Consider the following 14,866-nt stretch of genomic DNA (forward strand, 5'->3'; position numbering starts at 1 on the left):
ATATATACCAAATGGACAAAGACTGCCTGATTAGCGGCCCCATGAGTTTTTAGCCCATGGCCGGAGAGGCTTAATTTCTGACAATTCAGACTCTTTGTCATGTCAGTGTTTATGCAACGCTACTGACATAGGGTTCATTTCTTTCAAATTCGTCGATGATTAAATTAGCGGATAAAGACTGATTTAGCTTTAACCTCTCATCTTCTCGTCTTTTTTGTTATCTTAAAACTCTTTTTACCAAAAGAGAACCAGATCTGGAGAGACCATCACGGAAGACATAAAGTTATCATACAAATTTAACGCAGTGAAAGATCAAAATTTACAATCAACTGTTAAATTTAGGGGTAATACAGAGTTTCGCAGACCCTAACAGACATTTTTGGTATCGATACCAATTCAAATACACATACAAATAGGAGTTGACTCCAGTGAGCGAATTATTAGCGGTGGAAGGCAAGCTGCATCCCTCGAGCTCTAAAACCCACATTACTTTTCAATTTCATATTCCCGCTCCGCTTCCAGCGCTCCGGATCGATTTTCAATATGCACCGAAGCGGTTAGAGGACAAGAGCGAGTCCCGCCGGTTAATTGAGCAATCCATCGAGCAATACGTACAACCCTCCCTGCAAGCCGCTTATAGGGAGAAATGGGAACAGTTCATGCCTCTGCAGAACTTATTGACGATCTCGGTGGACGACCCGAGCGGGTTTCGAGGATCGGCCCATCGCCACCCGGAGAAGCAAAGCCATCTCCTTGGCCCATCGTCGTCATCGCCCGGGTTTATTCCGGGGGCTATCCGCGAAGGCATCTGGCGCATAACCGTAAGCGTCCATTGTGTCATTACCCCCGACTGCGATTACCTATTGCGAGTTGCGGAAGGAGAGCAGCCCCTATGAAATGGCACCCCTTCGAGCTTCACACGCATACGCCGCATAGCGATGGTACGCATACGTTGCTGGAAATGTGCAGTAAAGCAAAGGAACTCGGATTAAGCGGCATCGCGCTCACCGATCACAACACGGTTTCGGGATTGATCGATGCGGACGAGGTAACCCGAGAGACCGGAGTGGCCGTTATTCCCGGAATGGAATGGACGACGTTCTACGGACATATGTTGACGCTCGGAGCGCCATATTGCGAATGGCGTGATCTGGGCCCTGCCGATATCGGCAGAGGAATAGAACGAGTTCATCAACAGGGGGGAGTCGTGGGAATTGCTCACCCCTACAGCATGGGAAGCCCCATCTGCACGGGATGTCACTGGGAATACGAAATGACCGATTGGAATCAGATCGACTATATCGAGGTTTGGCATGAGACGCTGCCTTCTCTGCGGAACCACAACGCGCCGGCATTCAGGCTGTGGACGGATTTATTGAACCGGGGTTTTCGAATAGCGGCTACGGCCGGACGGGATTGGCATCGTTCCGACAACGACAAGAGCTTGGCCGCCTATACCTATTTGGGCATAGAAGATTCTGAACCGCTAGCAGCCCGCAGCGTCGTCGACGCGATAAGCCGCGGCAGATTGTGCATCAGCATGGGACCTTTGCTGCTCTTCAAGATCCAGTTGGATCAACGCGAATACGGCATTGGAGAAGTCGTCGAGCGAACTAGCGAAGAGCGCGAGAGAGCTTTAACGTTTAACGTTTCGTTTCAGCAATCCGGCATTCCCGAACGGCAATGGAGCGCTGCGGAGGCGCACTCCGTGATCATTGAATCGAATCTACGCGAGCTCGCACGGGGTTCTTTAGCGGAGGGAAGCTTCCAATTCAGCGAAACGATTGACACGGACAATCTGCTGTGGGTACGGGCCAGATTGTATGGCTTGCAGGATGGGGTATTAACGACGCTGGCCTTTACGAATCCGATTTATTTCGCGAGTCGCTGACTTAACGTTCAAGCTCGCACCAAGAACAGACAGTGAGGAGCGACACTATTGAGCGCCAAAATCAAAGATGTAGCACGAGCTGCCGGCGTTTCCGTGACAAGCGTGTCGCGAGTGATTAACGGCGGCGAACACATCAGCGAGAAGCTGGAGAAAAAAGTGCGACGCGCGATCGAAGAGCTGAATTACTCCCCAAGTCTTATCGCCAAGAGTCTCAAACGTAATAAAACGAATTTGCTTGGGGTTATCATACCCGACATTACCTCTAACTTTCAGGCAAGCATTCTAAGCAGTATTGAAGATACGGCGGGTAAACAAGGGTATAACCTGCTCATCTCCAACATTGTCGAGGATACGGATAAAGTCGTGAAGTATTTGAACATCTACCACGAGATGCGTGTAGACGGCATTATCCTGATGCACGGAAAAATGAACGAGGACATTCGGAAATTTTTAGAACGAACGGACGTTCCTGTGGTGACTCAAGCCGACCTGGGCATTCCGCTCACCGCCGTGCTCATTGACGATTATCAAGGGGCCTATGACGCTGCATCCTATCTGATCCACAACGGACATCGCCGCATTGCTGTGATTGCCGGTGACCTGCGAGATATCAGCGCAGGAAAGCATCGGCTCGAAGGCTTCTTGGCCGCTTGTCAGCACTATGGAATCGAAGTGGACCCTTCCATGATTAAGTACGGAGACTATAAAATCAACACCGGCTACCGATTAATGAACGAGCTTTTGGATGAAGGAGGTCCGGTTCAAGCGGTCTTCGCGGCGAGCGATGAAATGGCCGTCGGTGCGATCAATTGCCTGCATGACCGTGGGCTCTCGGTTCCCGGAGATGTCTCGATCATCGGCTTCGACGGAAGCCAAATCGCCGATAGTATCAGACCTACTCTGACAACGATCCAGCAACCGATCGAGCAGATCGGCAAGGCCACCGTCGAACTCTTGCTTGAGCTTATTGAATCCGCAAACGACACGATTGACGCTAGCAAATTCAAGAAAATGTTCTTGCAGCATCAGCTGCATGAAGGAAGCAGTTGTCGCAGGTTAGAGAATTAACCATTTTAACCTTAAATGACCTTAGACTTCATTATGCAATGACACAAACGAAATACCAGATTAACAAACGTTTCTTATATTTAAGTTACGATAACCCGTTGTCACAACAAATTGGTATCGATACCAATTGAAAGGGAGGAAAGGACAGGAGCGCATCCGTCCGACTGAAATGCTGAAATCCTTTAACCGGTTCAGATCCGCAAGAGAATCTTATCTGTTCTGGTACCTGTTTCTTCTTCCTACCGGGTTGGGGATAGCCTTGTTCATGCTGTATCCCATGATCGAATCGTTCCGTCTCAGCATGACTCGCGGCTCGAGCGAGAGATTCGTAGGCTTCGACAACTACTCTCGCGTTCTCACATCCGAGACGTTCTATCATGCCGTATATAACACTTTGTACATCACCGTATTCCAGCTTTTGATTGCGTTGCCAGTAGGGTTCATCATCGCCTGCCTCATTAACTCGCTCTCGAAGGGAAAGAACTTCTTTAAAGTGATGTTCTACCTGCCGAACGTTACATCTATGGTTGCCGCAGCAACCGTATTTCTTGCCGTCTTGCACCCGGAAGGATTGCTGAACTTCGCTTTAAGCAAACTAGGCTTTTCCACGACCATTTGGCTTGCTCATCCGATTACGGCTAAGTGGGGCGTTATCCTCTTGTCTGTCTGGAACTGGCTGGGCTTCGTCATCATTATTAATCTCGCTAACTTGCAGAGCATTTCAACGGACTACTACGAAGCGGCCTCCGTGGACGGGGCCACCCGGTTTCAACAGTGGCGGTACATTACGATACCTAACATGACAGGAAGCTTGGGCGTTCTCTTCATCGTAGGATGGATCGGCGGTTTGCAGCGTTTCTCGGATGCCTACATGCTGGGCGGTCTTCAAGGGAGCCCGGCGAGATCCTTGCATACGATTGTGGGCTTTGTATTCGAAAGGGGCTTCGGCGGACATGAATATGGGCTAGCGTCAGCTGCATCCTATGTCCTCTTCGTGTTTATCCTTTTCATCACTTTCTTGAATACGAAACTATCCAAAATGAAAATTTGAGAAGGAGACAGCCGGGATCTATGATCAACTTCAGATTAAAGCGCAAAGCCGTCGATTATGCGGTTACCCTATTTCTCCTTGCTCTAGGGATTATGATGATTTATCCATTCCTATGGATGTTGAGCGTCAGCCTTGAAAGACTGGCCAATGTAGAGCTGCCGTTTCCTCCACGCATAATTCCGGAGAACTTCTCTTGGTTTAATTATAAGCTCGTTTTCGAGAACGGCATGCTGGTCACAGCCTATCTCAACTCATTGACCGTCGCCGTCTTCAGCGTTCTGCTTAGCGTCGGAGCTGCGCTATTAGCCGGTTACGCCTTCTCAAGAGGCAGTTTCCCCGGTAAGAAAATATTGTTTTTCATCGTGCTGGCGACCATGATGATTCCGTTCGAAACACGATTGATTCCGATGTTCACGATGTTCAACAGCTTCGGCATGATCAACTCGAAGTCGCCGCTTATCCTCCCTTCTATCTTAAACGCTCTAGGTATTTTGCTGGCAAAGCAATACTTTGATCGGTTGCCGGAAGGATTAAGAGAATCGGCCAAAATCGACGGCGCCAGCGAATTCACCGTCTTCATCCGGATTTTCGTCCCGTTAACGGGTCCCATTACGGCTACTTTGGCGATCCTAGCCTTCCAAGACAGCTGGAACTCCTTCATATGGCCGCTCGTGGTCATTCACGATCAAGCTTTGAAAACCGTACCCTTATTCTTGTCCAGCTTCTCGGGCGAAGACGGCCAGCGTCTTCTCGGATTGACAATGGCGACTGCGACAATGAGCATTCTCCCTATCCTTCTTGTATTCTTGTTTTTCCAAAAATACATTATCCGAAGCGTCGCGCTAAGCGGCTTGAAAGGAGAGTGACGCCAAGGGGATATCGGAGTGGGAGAGAGAAAATACCAGATCGGATTACCAAAAACAAAATTCATCTTATCGGGAGGCTTCTCACATGAAAAGAATGAAATCCATTTCTTTTATCATTACGATTACGACCATTTTGGCCATCCTGCTCAGCGCATGCGGAAGCAATGACAGCAAAAATAGCAGCAGCAACGCATCATCGGAACCGAGCGCTTCTTCCCCGTCGGCGGATGCTTCTTCCGGCGCCAGTCCGAATGCCAATCTCACGGGAACGTTGAAGGTTCAATTCATCGGAGATTTCTCGGTCGAGGATAAAACCGATCCTAAAACGGGAGTCGCTTCGAAGGGAATTCACGTCATCAAAGAAGAATTCGAAAAGCAATATCCGGGAACTAAAGTCGAATTCATCACGATGGGCTGGGACGACTATAACGAAAAAACCCAAACCATGCTGCAATCCAACGCAGCCGACGTTTATCAAGTGCCAGGCATCGCGAAGTTCGCCGAACAAGATCTGCTTGAACCGCTTCAACCCTACATTGATCGTGACCAATTCGATCTCGATCAATATTTAACGGGACAAATCGACGGTTGGAAGGCAATGGGACCTAACGATCAGAAGACGGAAATCTACGGCTTGCCATTCATCGGCGATGCCCGCCTTATCGTGTATGACAAGCAATTGTTCGACGAGTGGGGAGTCGATTACTTATCGGAATCTCCTACTCCTGAAGAAGTCATGGACAAAGCCCAAAAGATGACGGGCAAAAACCCGAAGACAGGCGAACAAAACTACGGGATTACGTACAAAGCCGGCGATGCTGCGGATTCCGTTATGAACATCAACGAATTCAAAGGCAGTCAGTGGGGAACAGGATTTCTTTGGAAAGATATGAAGGTCGATTTCAATAGCCCAACCATGGTAGATTCTCTGAACTGGTTAGTTGAAGCAACGAAATATGCGCCGACGGGCGTCCTTGCCGGACAAGGCTCGGAGAACTTCCTGACGGCCAAAAACAATATCGCGATTGCCCTGCGCATGCCGCCGGGATTCATCAATGATATCGCCGTATCCGGTACTCAAGATCGCTTCCAAGCCGCTCTTCTCTTTAAGAACCCTGCCCAAGGTATGGGCGGTATGTTCGCGGGCAGCCCTTTTGCAATCGGTAAAACGAGCAAAAACAAAGATCTCGCTTGGGAATGGTTGAAATTCAGCGGCAGCGATTTCTTCCAAAAGTACATGTGGGAATCGCAACGTAACCAAAGCATGCCCGTCATCAAATCCGCCGCAAATTGGGATGAAGTGAAAGCTATCCCGCAAATGAGCGTTATTCTGCAACAAATGAGCCAACTATGGACGCCGCGTTACCCTTACCGCTCCGGCCAACCAAGATATATCTTGTCCGAGAACGTAGAGAAAGCATTGCTTAATCAAGTTACCGCGAAGGAAGCTTTGGACAAAGCTCAAAAGGATTCGACCGAGTGGATTTTGTCTCAATAAGGGGAAATCACTAAGATAACGAAGAGGCTGCCGGGAAAAATCCCGGCAGCTTCTAGCTGCGGATTTGAAGTCGCCTGAACAGAAGCCCTACGAATTATCTGTCTACCGAATATTTTTTCAAAATAAAGCGGGTGCTATGACGTAGTTGAGATTGGGTCGGAATCCGGTTTCGCCGCCTCCTCTTCCATCGTGCCCATATGGTTCATATATTCGATGCCCCATAGGACGAGCTGCTCCAAGGGGGAAATCAACTTCCAGGCAATCGGAGTAAGGGAATACTCCACCCTTGGCGGAACTTCACGGTACACCTCGCGATGGATCAAACCGTCTTTCTCCAGATCGCGGAGTGTGTTCGTAATCATCGATTGGGTGACGTGGGGGAGCGCCCGATGAATTTCGCTGAACCGTTTTGCTCCGTCATGCAGTTGCCACAAAATATAAACCTTCCACTTTCCTCCGATCAGACTTTGCGCCGTAAATACCGGACACTTCATAAACTCCTCACCGTACTTGGCCACTTGTACCGCCCCAATACTATGGTTTTTGATACTACCTATCAATATTAATAGTACTTGTCCAAACCAAGAGTATCTAATATTCTACTATTGTATCAAACAAGAAGGAAGGAGTGAACCCAAAAAAAGGCAGTCCGGAATAATCGGTATACGCGGACCGCTTTTTTTAACACCTCGATGTAACTAACTCGTTTACAACTAGGTCGCAAATATAATTTTGGGGAGGTAAAACTTATGAAGAAACAAATCGCATCTATACTTCTTGCCGGTTTTTTGTCGGTGTCCGCTTCGATTCCCGTGAATGCAGCAGCAGCAGATACTAAGATGAACGATAGGATTAAAATCGTCATTGACGGATCGGTAGATACTTACGCGGATGCCCCGATCTTGAAAAACAAACAAGTGTTTCTCCCCCTCAGAGCCGTTGCGAAGGAACTCGGAGTATCAAATATTCTCTGGAACTCGTCTGAACGAAGCGCCACGCTGCAAAAAGGCGATACAAAAATTTATATTCGCATAGGCAGCACGGAGGCAAATATCGACGGCAAGGCCGTGCAGTTGTCCGTTTCCCCATTCAATTCGAACGGAAAAACCTATGTGCCCGCGGATTTTTTCGGGCAAACTCTTGGCAAACGGGTAACATGGAATGCATCTTCTAATGCTGTGTCCATTGAAACAAGCAATAAAGATAAAGTGGTAGAGGTATTGAAAGGCCTTGAGACCGGCGACCCTGCCGCAGCATTAAAATGGATCAGCCCCGACAAATACATTCAGCACAATCTTGCTTTTGCAGACGGAAGAGAGACTTTGGTCGGAGCAATCGGGCAGTTGAAAGGAGCGGGCGTGACCTATGATGTCGCGCGGGTTATTGAAGACGGAGACTACGTAGCCGTTCATTCGCTTGTGAACCTGTTCGGTTCGAAATCCGCCGTATTCGATATCTACCGGTTCGAGAACGGGAAAATCGTAGAGCACTGGGATAACGTGCAGCCGCTCGCCGAGCCGAATCCGAGTGGGCATTCGATGATAGACGGAACGACGGAGATTACGGATTTGGATAAAACGGAAGAAAATAAGGCTTTCGTTCGGAAATTTGCGGAAGATGTATTTAAGGGCGGCAATATTGCGGCGATGCCCAATTATATCGACGGAGAAACCTATACCCAACATAACCCGATGTTCGGGGATGGTTTGTCGACCGTGATGAAGGCGTTTGAGGGAATGGCCGAACAAGGCATCGAGGAAAGTTTCTATGAGATCCATATGGTCATCGGCGAAGGCGATTTCGTACTGGTCGTAAGCGAAGGGACATTTAACGGTATCCCTAATGCCATCTATGATCTGTTTCGGGTGAATAACGGTAAGCTCGTCGAGCACTGGGATGTCATCGAGACGATTCCGCCGAAGGATCAATGGAAAAATACGAACGGGAAATTTTAATGTCGATCGTCTACAAGGCCGTCTCGTTCGAGGAACAAATGTCTGTTTAATATCTTAAAAGGGAGAGTTTGATATACAATGAATAAACAGATCGATGTTGGTTTACTGTTGCTCAGATTGGTTTTGGGTTTCACGTTTTTTATCCATGGGTTTGATAAATTTCAAGGAGGTATATCCAATATTGCCGGGTGGTTTCAAAGCATCGGATTGCCAGGTTTTGCGGCATATGTTGTTGCGATTATCGAATTGGCAGGCGGACTTGCTATCATTCTCGGACTCGGAACACGTATCGTCTCCGTCTTATTCTCACTCATCATGTTAGGAGCGATAGTAAAGGTAAAGTTTTCTCTCGGTTTTCTGGGGAATGGACAAATGGCCGGGTATGAGCTCGATGTGGCGCTCTTGTTCATTTCCATTTGCTTGGCGCTAACAGGTAAAACCTTGTATTCCATCGACAATAGGATATTCCGTAGCAAATCGGACAATACGAGAAGCGTTTGAGATTTCTAGAATCTTTGGTATCCTTGTTATACATCAATATTCATCGGGGTCACGTACTCCCGCCTTTTCTCACGAAGCTTCAGCATATTAGCACTTGTAAACTATCGTAATCAAGCTTGCGGTCAAAGACCCAATAGGAGTCTATGATTACTGGAGGACATGCCCTTCGGGAAGACTCTATATCTGCCGCAGAAAACTCTGGCCTGGTCAGAAGCAGATCAAAAAACTCTGCGCCATGGCCAATGCTCGTTTTGGACAATATCCGTCCCGCAGCAAATGTTAAGTCGCCGAGCGACAGCATGAAAATATCACCAACCTTGATCCCCCGAAGAGTTGTCCGCGGTTTTTTCTCCCAGCCTTGAATTTTGATCGAGGTCATTGCTATCAACCACCTTTACTACGAGAGTTCATATATCCCCCTCTGTCCTGATGTCCAATAATCCGCCACTCGCCTTCAGCCTTCCTGTCGAATCTCTAAAAGAAACATGAACATCCCCCTCTTCTGACCGAGTTCTTATTGGATCTCAGCAACGCTTATCCGGCATTCTCATAGCGGCCAACAAACTTTTCATATGCAGAAGCGGAATTCAGGATTTGGGCCGATTCGTTTTCTACAGCTTCAGCAGAGTCGTCATCCGTCAACGTTATAAACAGGACGAGCTTTTCCCTTGCCTCACCCTCCCCGAAGAAACCTTCATCATCAAGCTTCTTCAGCGCCTCGATCATCGATTGAAGTACACGTTTTCTATACTGATCCTCGTCATTCTGATCAGAAAAATTGCTGCTGAACAGATAGTCTCTGAGTTCGTCGGATATGTGAGAAAATTCGTCGTCCTGCCACGCCTCATAAAACCACTCCGAAGTGGCCCACTTGTAGTACGCCAAGGAAGCAGCACTTTTGTCTTCCTCTTCTGTAAATCTCCGTTCCAAACCTTGCACAGAATTAGCGGCTGGCACTACCGTCATCGCGCTGCTGTCTGTATACAAGGCATATGCGTAGAACTGTTCATCTGCACGGGAATGCATAAGGTCCCCAAACGCTCTCTTTGTCGACTCATATATTTTTGTTGTTACTTCTTTCCATTCCATTTTATCACCTCAACGGATTTACCTATTTTCCCTACAAAAACGCTCCGAAATAAAATTCCAGCGTTTTCTTAGAATAGCCGTCATCCCCTTGCCATTCCGCCACGGAGTTAAAATCATGCCCTACGCCTCTATGCTTGCGTGGGGTATCACGCTGCGCCAGCAATCCGGCATATCCCCATACTTCCATCATCATGTCCCGCTCTTGCTTGCTTGAAGGAATTACACCCTTCCAACGCTTCTCCAGCATCCGGGCGCTTTTATTGTCCGCACAGTTCTGAATGGCTTCGAGCATTCCGGAGAGTATGGCAACATCCTCGGCGGTACACTCGAAAGCTTCTTCTTTACTGAATAATTCGAGATCTAGCCAGCAGTAAAGAAGATCGTTCAAGCGGACGCCTCCCCATTTGACCCGCTCAAAGTTCAGCACATTCAAATCTTGATTGATGTAATCCCGCTCCGACACTAACCGATGGAAATTGCAATCTCCGCAGCTGCTGGTATTAGTCCGTACCGAGCTCCGCTGTCCGTATGTATGAGAAGTCAATCCGGAAGTCAAAGCCCAGCTTGAAAGGACGCTCCGCAAATAGACTTTTTTCGTCGAAAGACTATGCAGGAACGCAGCGGCTACCCGTTCTTTGGTAATCGTTTGATGCAATTCATGCAGCCGCTTGACGATCTCATCATGGTTAATCGTAATGGGATCGAACATCAGCCCTTTGCTTTTGGCATAGTTGAAATTCTCCCCGGCAAAGACATACGGTCCGTCCTTCCAACCGCCTGAAGCCCAGAAGGTGTTCAGCAATATTTTTTGCGCTTTTTTATCCAATCCATCACTTCCTTGATCATACTTAAATTCCCGCTCTCTCCCATCTACCTTTGTAGTTCAGCCTTTCTTTCTTCGCAATCCGAATACCGTGCTCGGTATTTACCAGGGTAAATCTGTATGTGCTTTTTAAGCCCGTTCTCTGCTGCTGACTAATTACCATACGACTGCGCCCTGCTGACTCAACCATTACAGCATCCATCTCAGGGTCATACGCCGGAGGCTGGGAGCAATTCATAGAAATCAATCTTTGTTTGTTTTTTGGATCATCCGCCACAAATTCATCAAGAATATTACGAAGCCGATTTTTATACTTTTCGTCAATATCATTGGTTTCCTCCCCTGCCTCCAAGACAGGACTAAGCAAGTTGTAGTACTCAGTTTCCCAACGATTCATCTTTTGCATAAACAGCAAGAACATCTCCATGCCCTTCTCAGCGTTAATTTTCATCTTCAATCTCCAATTCCTCAGGCTCGTAATCTCCTTCTAGAATTCGGTCAAGAAAAGTTCCCGGATCTTGTACGAAAGCGTCCCAAGTCAGATCGTTCAAAAGTGTGACCGTATCATGTTCCAAATCTATACTAATGAATAGTTGCTTGCTCGGGCACCATGTGATGACGCCGTCAGCACCATAATTATCCAACTCAAGTAATAGATCATACACTTCGTAATCCTTGAAGCTAAACTGTTTTATATCGTATAGGCTGCGGAAAATGAGATACTCACAGTTCTTACCTTTAAACTCGAGCTTTCTATTTTCCTTACCTAAAGTATCGAGAATCGGAGAAGGCAGTCCGGCGGCCGTTAGTTCAGCCATTTTACGATTATAATCATGGTACTCAGCAGGTTCACGGGATTTCAGCAGATCCGCAAGCTGGGTAAACTGATTGCTTTTTGCAATATGGTAAGCGCGGTCGCCTAGCTTATTGCAATAGGAGATGTCTGCGCCATGTTCTAACAAATACTCTACAATTTTCAGATGATTCCCGCTTGTTGCGGCAAGCAAGGAGGTGTCTCCAGCAACGAATACCTGATCCGGTTCGCAATAATGAATATCGGCCCCCCTTTCGATCAAGTACTGAACCATCCTTTCGTTTCCGTTCCAAGCCGCGTCTCTCAGCGCTTTTCCACCCAGCCTTTGAATATCGATGCCCAACTCGACCAGAGCGATTGCTCCCGAGTCATTATCGAAAGCTAGGGCACGGCTTAACGCAGAATGGCCCACACGGTTAACGGCATTAATATCCGATCCTTTTTGAATGAGGTATTCAAACAGGGCTCGATCGCCATGGGCTGCATCTACAATTGCAGGATTATTTCTATCATTAATCTCCGCTCCATGCTCAATAAACAATTTGGCAACTTCATATTGTCTGCAATCAAATGCACACTCCAACGTGGAATTGTATATCCCCACTTTTGCGTTGGGATCAAGTCCATCTGTTAGCAATGAACGAATAGCATTAAGGTTTCCTTCTTCAATTAACTGCTCTAATTGTTCCATATAAATCCTCTCAATATAAGAATTTCACAAAAGACCTCGAGAACATCCACCGGCAAGTCAATGTCTGTACTGTGTTGCAAAAAAGTGTTGCATCATTTGTTTCGCTTTTGTTGGACTTCTCAATTCAACTGCCTTCCCGTCTTCATCAAAGGTATAATGCCCCTTGAATGCCTCCGGCATATCGTGATACTGTTTCTCGACTTGTTGAAATGCTGTTTCAAAGCATGGATAACCGTATGTTTTGATTAGAAAAGGCAGACCGAAGGCAGATCTTATCAATTCATATTCCTGATAGTTATAAGGTGTAGTCTCAGGTCTCTTTATCAATATTTTGATGAAATGATCCATGATTTTGCCGATCTCTTCTTCCGAGGCATAATGCGCCAATCCACGAATCGCCAGCAGTTTCATGTCCAAATAACGTTCCTTTTTATAAGCTTTCTGAAAAAATTCCTTAAGTTCCAATTCGTTGCACCGGATTAAACAGTAAAGTATTTTATTTCTAAGCGCGATATTTTTCAATTTAAAATACAGCGCCTCTATCAAACCTGCTTCATCTTTTGTTATCAAGTTAAAGTCCAAATTACTTATTGCGCTGATGAACTTGGGATCACTCTCGCGAACGGATACAGTTGTTATGTATGTAATCGATTCCTCGTGAAGCTGTTGCTTCAAAGACATAGCTCAAACCCCCTTATTTTCTCGATTTTATTATTTCTTCCAGAGCAACCAGCAAGGAAGAGGTATCGTCGGGCTTGCCTCCCCTATCAAGCTTACGCAGCCAAGCGGGAATCGCTTTCTTGAATAGCTCGATTCCTTCAGAAGTTAAATCGGACTCCTTGACGATAAAGTCAAGTTTAAGAGCGCCATATTCATCTAATGGATCGTCAGCTATCATTCCTTGCTGCTTTAAAAATAACAGCAGGGACGTTGATGTCTCAATAATGCTCTTCTTGTAATCAAGGTTTTTACTTCTACTATATAACAGCGGAACGCTATATTTCGTTAGGTCTACCATATCAATCCCTCCCTCCTCTCATCGATCGAACTGTATCCAACGACTACCGCATACTCATGCTTGCTCATAGTCAGGACTGCCCTCGAGGGACTTAACAATTAAGTCGTAGAACTCCTCAAAACTCCCAGCCACAAGAAAAAGATCTCCACATCCATCAACTTCCGCAATATCAAAGTTATTGTTCGGTTCCCCTTCATGAAGATGAGTTCTATCCCAGAATACACCCCCTCTATGCCCGGGTCTGTAGTCATTACATCAGGATCAGCTATAAATATACCATTCCTGCACGAGAGAAAATTCTTGTAGTCGCCCGGAAATACTTTTCCAAGCTTTTCTCTGCGGCGGAAATTTCGTCACCGTCAAGTTAGGTTCTAAATACGATAGGCATAAACATCTCCTAACACTCAACAAGTAGTATTCATGCTTCTTTCAAGCAATAAACCTCCGGACTTAAGCCGTCTGTACGAAGAAGAGACCCGGAGCCTCGCCTGAGGAATAAACCTTCCTTAAAAAAGGCAACCGATCGCATCTGTCAGATACAACGCATCTTGATACGGCTCCGGAAAATCGGAGGAATAGACCTGGCAAAAAAAATTGTAATCACCGCTTATTTGGTCCGCAGCCAATATTCCATTAGGGACAGAAAGCGAGATAAAGGAGGCTGTAGAGAACTCTTCTTCCGTTATCGCGTAATCGACAAGCTCCATATTCAGCTTTGGCATACTAGCCGCCGGGCTCCTGATTTCCTTCATATTAATCTCGCTATAGGTGACACTCGTATAACCAGAAGTGATGAGTTCGTATTCAGCCGGGTCTCCACTATAGGTTATGTAGTCCAAAAAATAGTCTTGCTTACTGTAAGTTGAGAATACATGGATTATGCCTTCCGAAGGAAGGTCCTCTCTTGCTGTTTCTTTTTGTAAAGCTGCGCAATCTATACTGAAAAGCAGGGTCAAATCGTCGCCGTCCGGATTTTGCGGCCAGCGTTCCACTTTCGCAGTATCGCCGCCAAAATAGATCGCCGGGTTGGAGACGGACTGATTGGTTGACGGCACTATTCTTTTGGTAACGATCATGATTAGACTCCTCCTCGTATCATCGACCGAACGGCAGCCGAATGAAAGTTCACAATAATCGGGATCGGCTTACACTCAACAAGTCGTATTATTTGGGGAAGCGTCCTTTTAAGTAGAAATCCCAAAGGTTATTGATAAATTCAATATCGATTTTGTTCTCAAACGCCTTGGCCATGAGTTCAAAATCGTCCGACGCATACCCTGCCAGTTCGGAGCTCTGCGTTATTCGGAAAGTTTGCTTGAACACAGACTCCCTAATTTCTCTGATTACCTTTTCTTCAGAAGGATCAATTGCATTAACTTTATCGTAACTGGAAATCCATTCCTCAGCGAATTTAGCAGCATCCCTTGCGTCTAATTCGGCATCCCAATCAACATCTTTATTGAAGACCTTCTCTAAAAATCCGCCATCGCTGATTCTAGAAAGTATTTCGCCTGCTTTTACCATCGAAAGACCACCTCTCTTACTTAAATATGGTAATGAATACTCCCGCCACTTACCATCGCTGACGCTCCGGTTGAAGT

At 46.7% G+C, this 14,866-nt stretch carries 18 protein-coding genes; 8 read left to right on the plus strand and 10 right to left on the minus strand.

Annotated elements, in window-relative coordinates:
• Positions 1 to 428 precede the first annotated feature (428 nt).
• From ACESLK_RS28775 to ACESLK_RS28800, 6 genes are all read left to right on the plus strand, one after another.
• Positions 429 to 896, plus strand: coding sequence for a hypothetical protein (locus tag ACESLK_RS28775; RefSeq protein ID WP_373233266.1), 468 nt, complete (start codon positions 429 to 431; stop codon positions 894 to 896).
• On the plus strand, positions 893 to 1,891 hold the full coding sequence (locus ACESLK_RS28780) for a CehA/McbA family metallohydrolase (protein ID WP_373233268.1): 999 nt from the start codon (positions 893 to 895) through the stop codon (positions 1,889 to 1,891). Before ACESLK_RS28775 ends, ACESLK_RS28780 begins: the two co-directional genes overlap by 4 nt.
• A gap of 48 nt (positions 1,892 to 1,939) precedes the next feature.
• Positions 1,940 to 2,959 (plus strand): LacI family DNA-binding transcriptional regulator, encoded by a 1,020-nt coding sequence (locus tag ACESLK_RS28785; RefSeq protein ID WP_373233269.1) that lies wholly within the window; start codon positions 1,940 to 1,942, stop codon positions 2,957 to 2,959.
• A gap of 127 nt (positions 2,960 to 3,086) precedes the next feature.
• Positions 3,087 to 4,010 carry a carbohydrate ABC transporter permease gene (locus ACESLK_RS28790; protein ID WP_373233270.1) on the plus strand — a complete coding sequence of 308 codons (924 nt, stop codon included), beginning with the start codon at positions 3,087 to 3,089 and terminating at the stop codon, positions 4,008 to 4,010.
• A gap of 20 nt (positions 4,011 to 4,030) precedes the next feature.
• Positions 4,031 to 4,876 (plus strand): carbohydrate ABC transporter permease, encoded by an 846-nt coding sequence (locus ACESLK_RS28795; protein ID WP_373233271.1) that lies wholly within the window; start codon positions 4,031 to 4,033, stop codon positions 4,874 to 4,876.
• An 85-nt stretch (positions 4,877 to 4,961) separates the two neighbouring features.
• Positions 4,962 to 6,374 (plus strand): extracellular solute-binding protein, encoded by a 1,413-nt coding sequence (locus tag ACESLK_RS28800; RefSeq protein WP_373233272.1) that lies wholly within the window; start codon positions 4,962 to 4,964, stop codon positions 6,372 to 6,374.
• A 134-nt stretch (positions 6,375 to 6,508) separates the two neighbouring features.
• Here the strand turns inward: ACESLK_RS28800 and ACESLK_RS28805 are convergent, their stop codons facing one another.
• The gene (locus tag ACESLK_RS28805) at positions 6,509 to 6,892 is read right to left on the minus strand and encodes a winged helix-turn-helix transcriptional regulator (RefSeq protein WP_373233273.1); all 384 of its coding nucleotides are present in this window, start codon (positions 6,890 to 6,892) and stop codon (positions 6,509 to 6,511) included.
• 231 nt (positions 6,893 to 7,123) lie between these two features.
• Here ACESLK_RS28805 and ACESLK_RS28810 point away from each other — a divergent pair, with 231 nt between their 5' ends.
• Positions 7,124 to 8,329: a stalk domain-containing protein gene (locus tag ACESLK_RS28810; RefSeq protein WP_373233274.1), complete on the plus strand. Its 1,206-nt coding sequence runs from the start codon at positions 7,124 to 7,126 to the stop codon at positions 8,327 to 8,329.
• 78 nt (positions 8,330 to 8,407) lie between these two features.
• Complete coding sequence (locus tag ACESLK_RS28815) at positions 8,408 to 8,830, plus strand: DoxX family protein (protein ID WP_373233275.1); 423 nt, start codon at positions 8,408 to 8,410, stop codon at positions 8,828 to 8,830.
• A gap of 79 nt (positions 8,831 to 8,909) precedes the next feature.
• Here the strand turns inward: ACESLK_RS28815 and ACESLK_RS28820 are convergent, their stop codons facing one another.
• The 9 genes from ACESLK_RS28820 to ACESLK_RS28860 form a co-directional block, all read right to left on the minus strand.
• Positions 8,910 to 9,209 carry an Imm26 family immunity protein gene (locus ACESLK_RS28820; RefSeq protein WP_373233276.1) on the minus strand — a complete coding sequence of 100 codons (300 nt, stop codon included), beginning with the start codon at positions 9,207 to 9,209 and terminating at the stop codon, positions 8,910 to 8,912.
• Positions 9,210 to 9,364: 155 nt separating this feature from the next.
• Positions 9,365 to 9,919 (minus strand): DUF4303 domain-containing protein, encoded by a 555-nt coding sequence (locus tag ACESLK_RS28825; protein ID WP_373233277.1) that lies wholly within the window; start codon positions 9,917 to 9,919, stop codon positions 9,365 to 9,367.
• A 31-nt stretch (positions 9,920 to 9,950) separates the two neighbouring features.
• Positions 9,951 to 10,745 carry a hypothetical protein gene (locus ACESLK_RS28830; protein ID WP_373233278.1) on the minus strand — a complete coding sequence of 265 codons (795 nt, stop codon included), beginning with the start codon at positions 10,743 to 10,745 and terminating at the stop codon, positions 9,951 to 9,953.
• 22 nt (positions 10,746 to 10,767) lie between these two features.
• Positions 10,768 to 11,193 (minus strand): NTF2 fold immunity protein, encoded by a 426-nt coding sequence (locus tag ACESLK_RS28835; RefSeq protein WP_373233279.1) that lies wholly within the window; start codon positions 11,191 to 11,193, stop codon positions 10,768 to 10,770.
• Positions 11,183 to 12,247 carry an ankyrin repeat domain-containing protein gene (locus ACESLK_RS28840; RefSeq protein WP_373233280.1) on the minus strand — a complete coding sequence of 355 codons (1,065 nt, stop codon included), beginning with the start codon at positions 12,245 to 12,247 and terminating at the stop codon, positions 11,183 to 11,185. The genes ACESLK_RS28835 and ACESLK_RS28840 overlap by 11 nt, the downstream gene beginning before the upstream one ends.
• A gap of 57 nt (positions 12,248 to 12,304) precedes the next feature.
• Complete coding sequence (locus ACESLK_RS28845) at positions 12,305 to 12,922, minus strand: hypothetical protein (RefSeq protein ID WP_373233281.1); 618 nt, start codon at positions 12,920 to 12,922, stop codon at positions 12,305 to 12,307.
• A 19-nt stretch (positions 12,923 to 12,941) separates the two neighbouring features.
• Entirely contained in the window at positions 12,942 to 13,265 is a 324-nt protein-coding gene (locus ACESLK_RS28850; protein WP_373233282.1) for a hypothetical protein, read from the minus strand.
• Positions 13,266 to 13,771: 506 nt separating this feature from the next.
• Complete coding sequence (locus ACESLK_RS28855; protein WP_373233283.1) at positions 13,772 to 14,341, minus strand: DUF1963 domain-containing protein; 570 nt, start codon at positions 14,339 to 14,341, stop codon at positions 13,772 to 13,774.
• Between the two features lie 88 nt (positions 14,342 to 14,429).
• Positions 14,430 to 14,866: hypothetical protein (locus ACESLK_RS28860; protein ID WP_373233284.1), on the minus strand; the 437-nt coding region annotated here is incomplete at its 5' end.

It is taken from the genome of Cohnella sp., from assembly GCF_041640265.1.
Taxonomy (GTDB): domain Bacteria; phylum Bacillota; class Bacilli; order Paenibacillales; family Paenibacillaceae; genus Cohnella.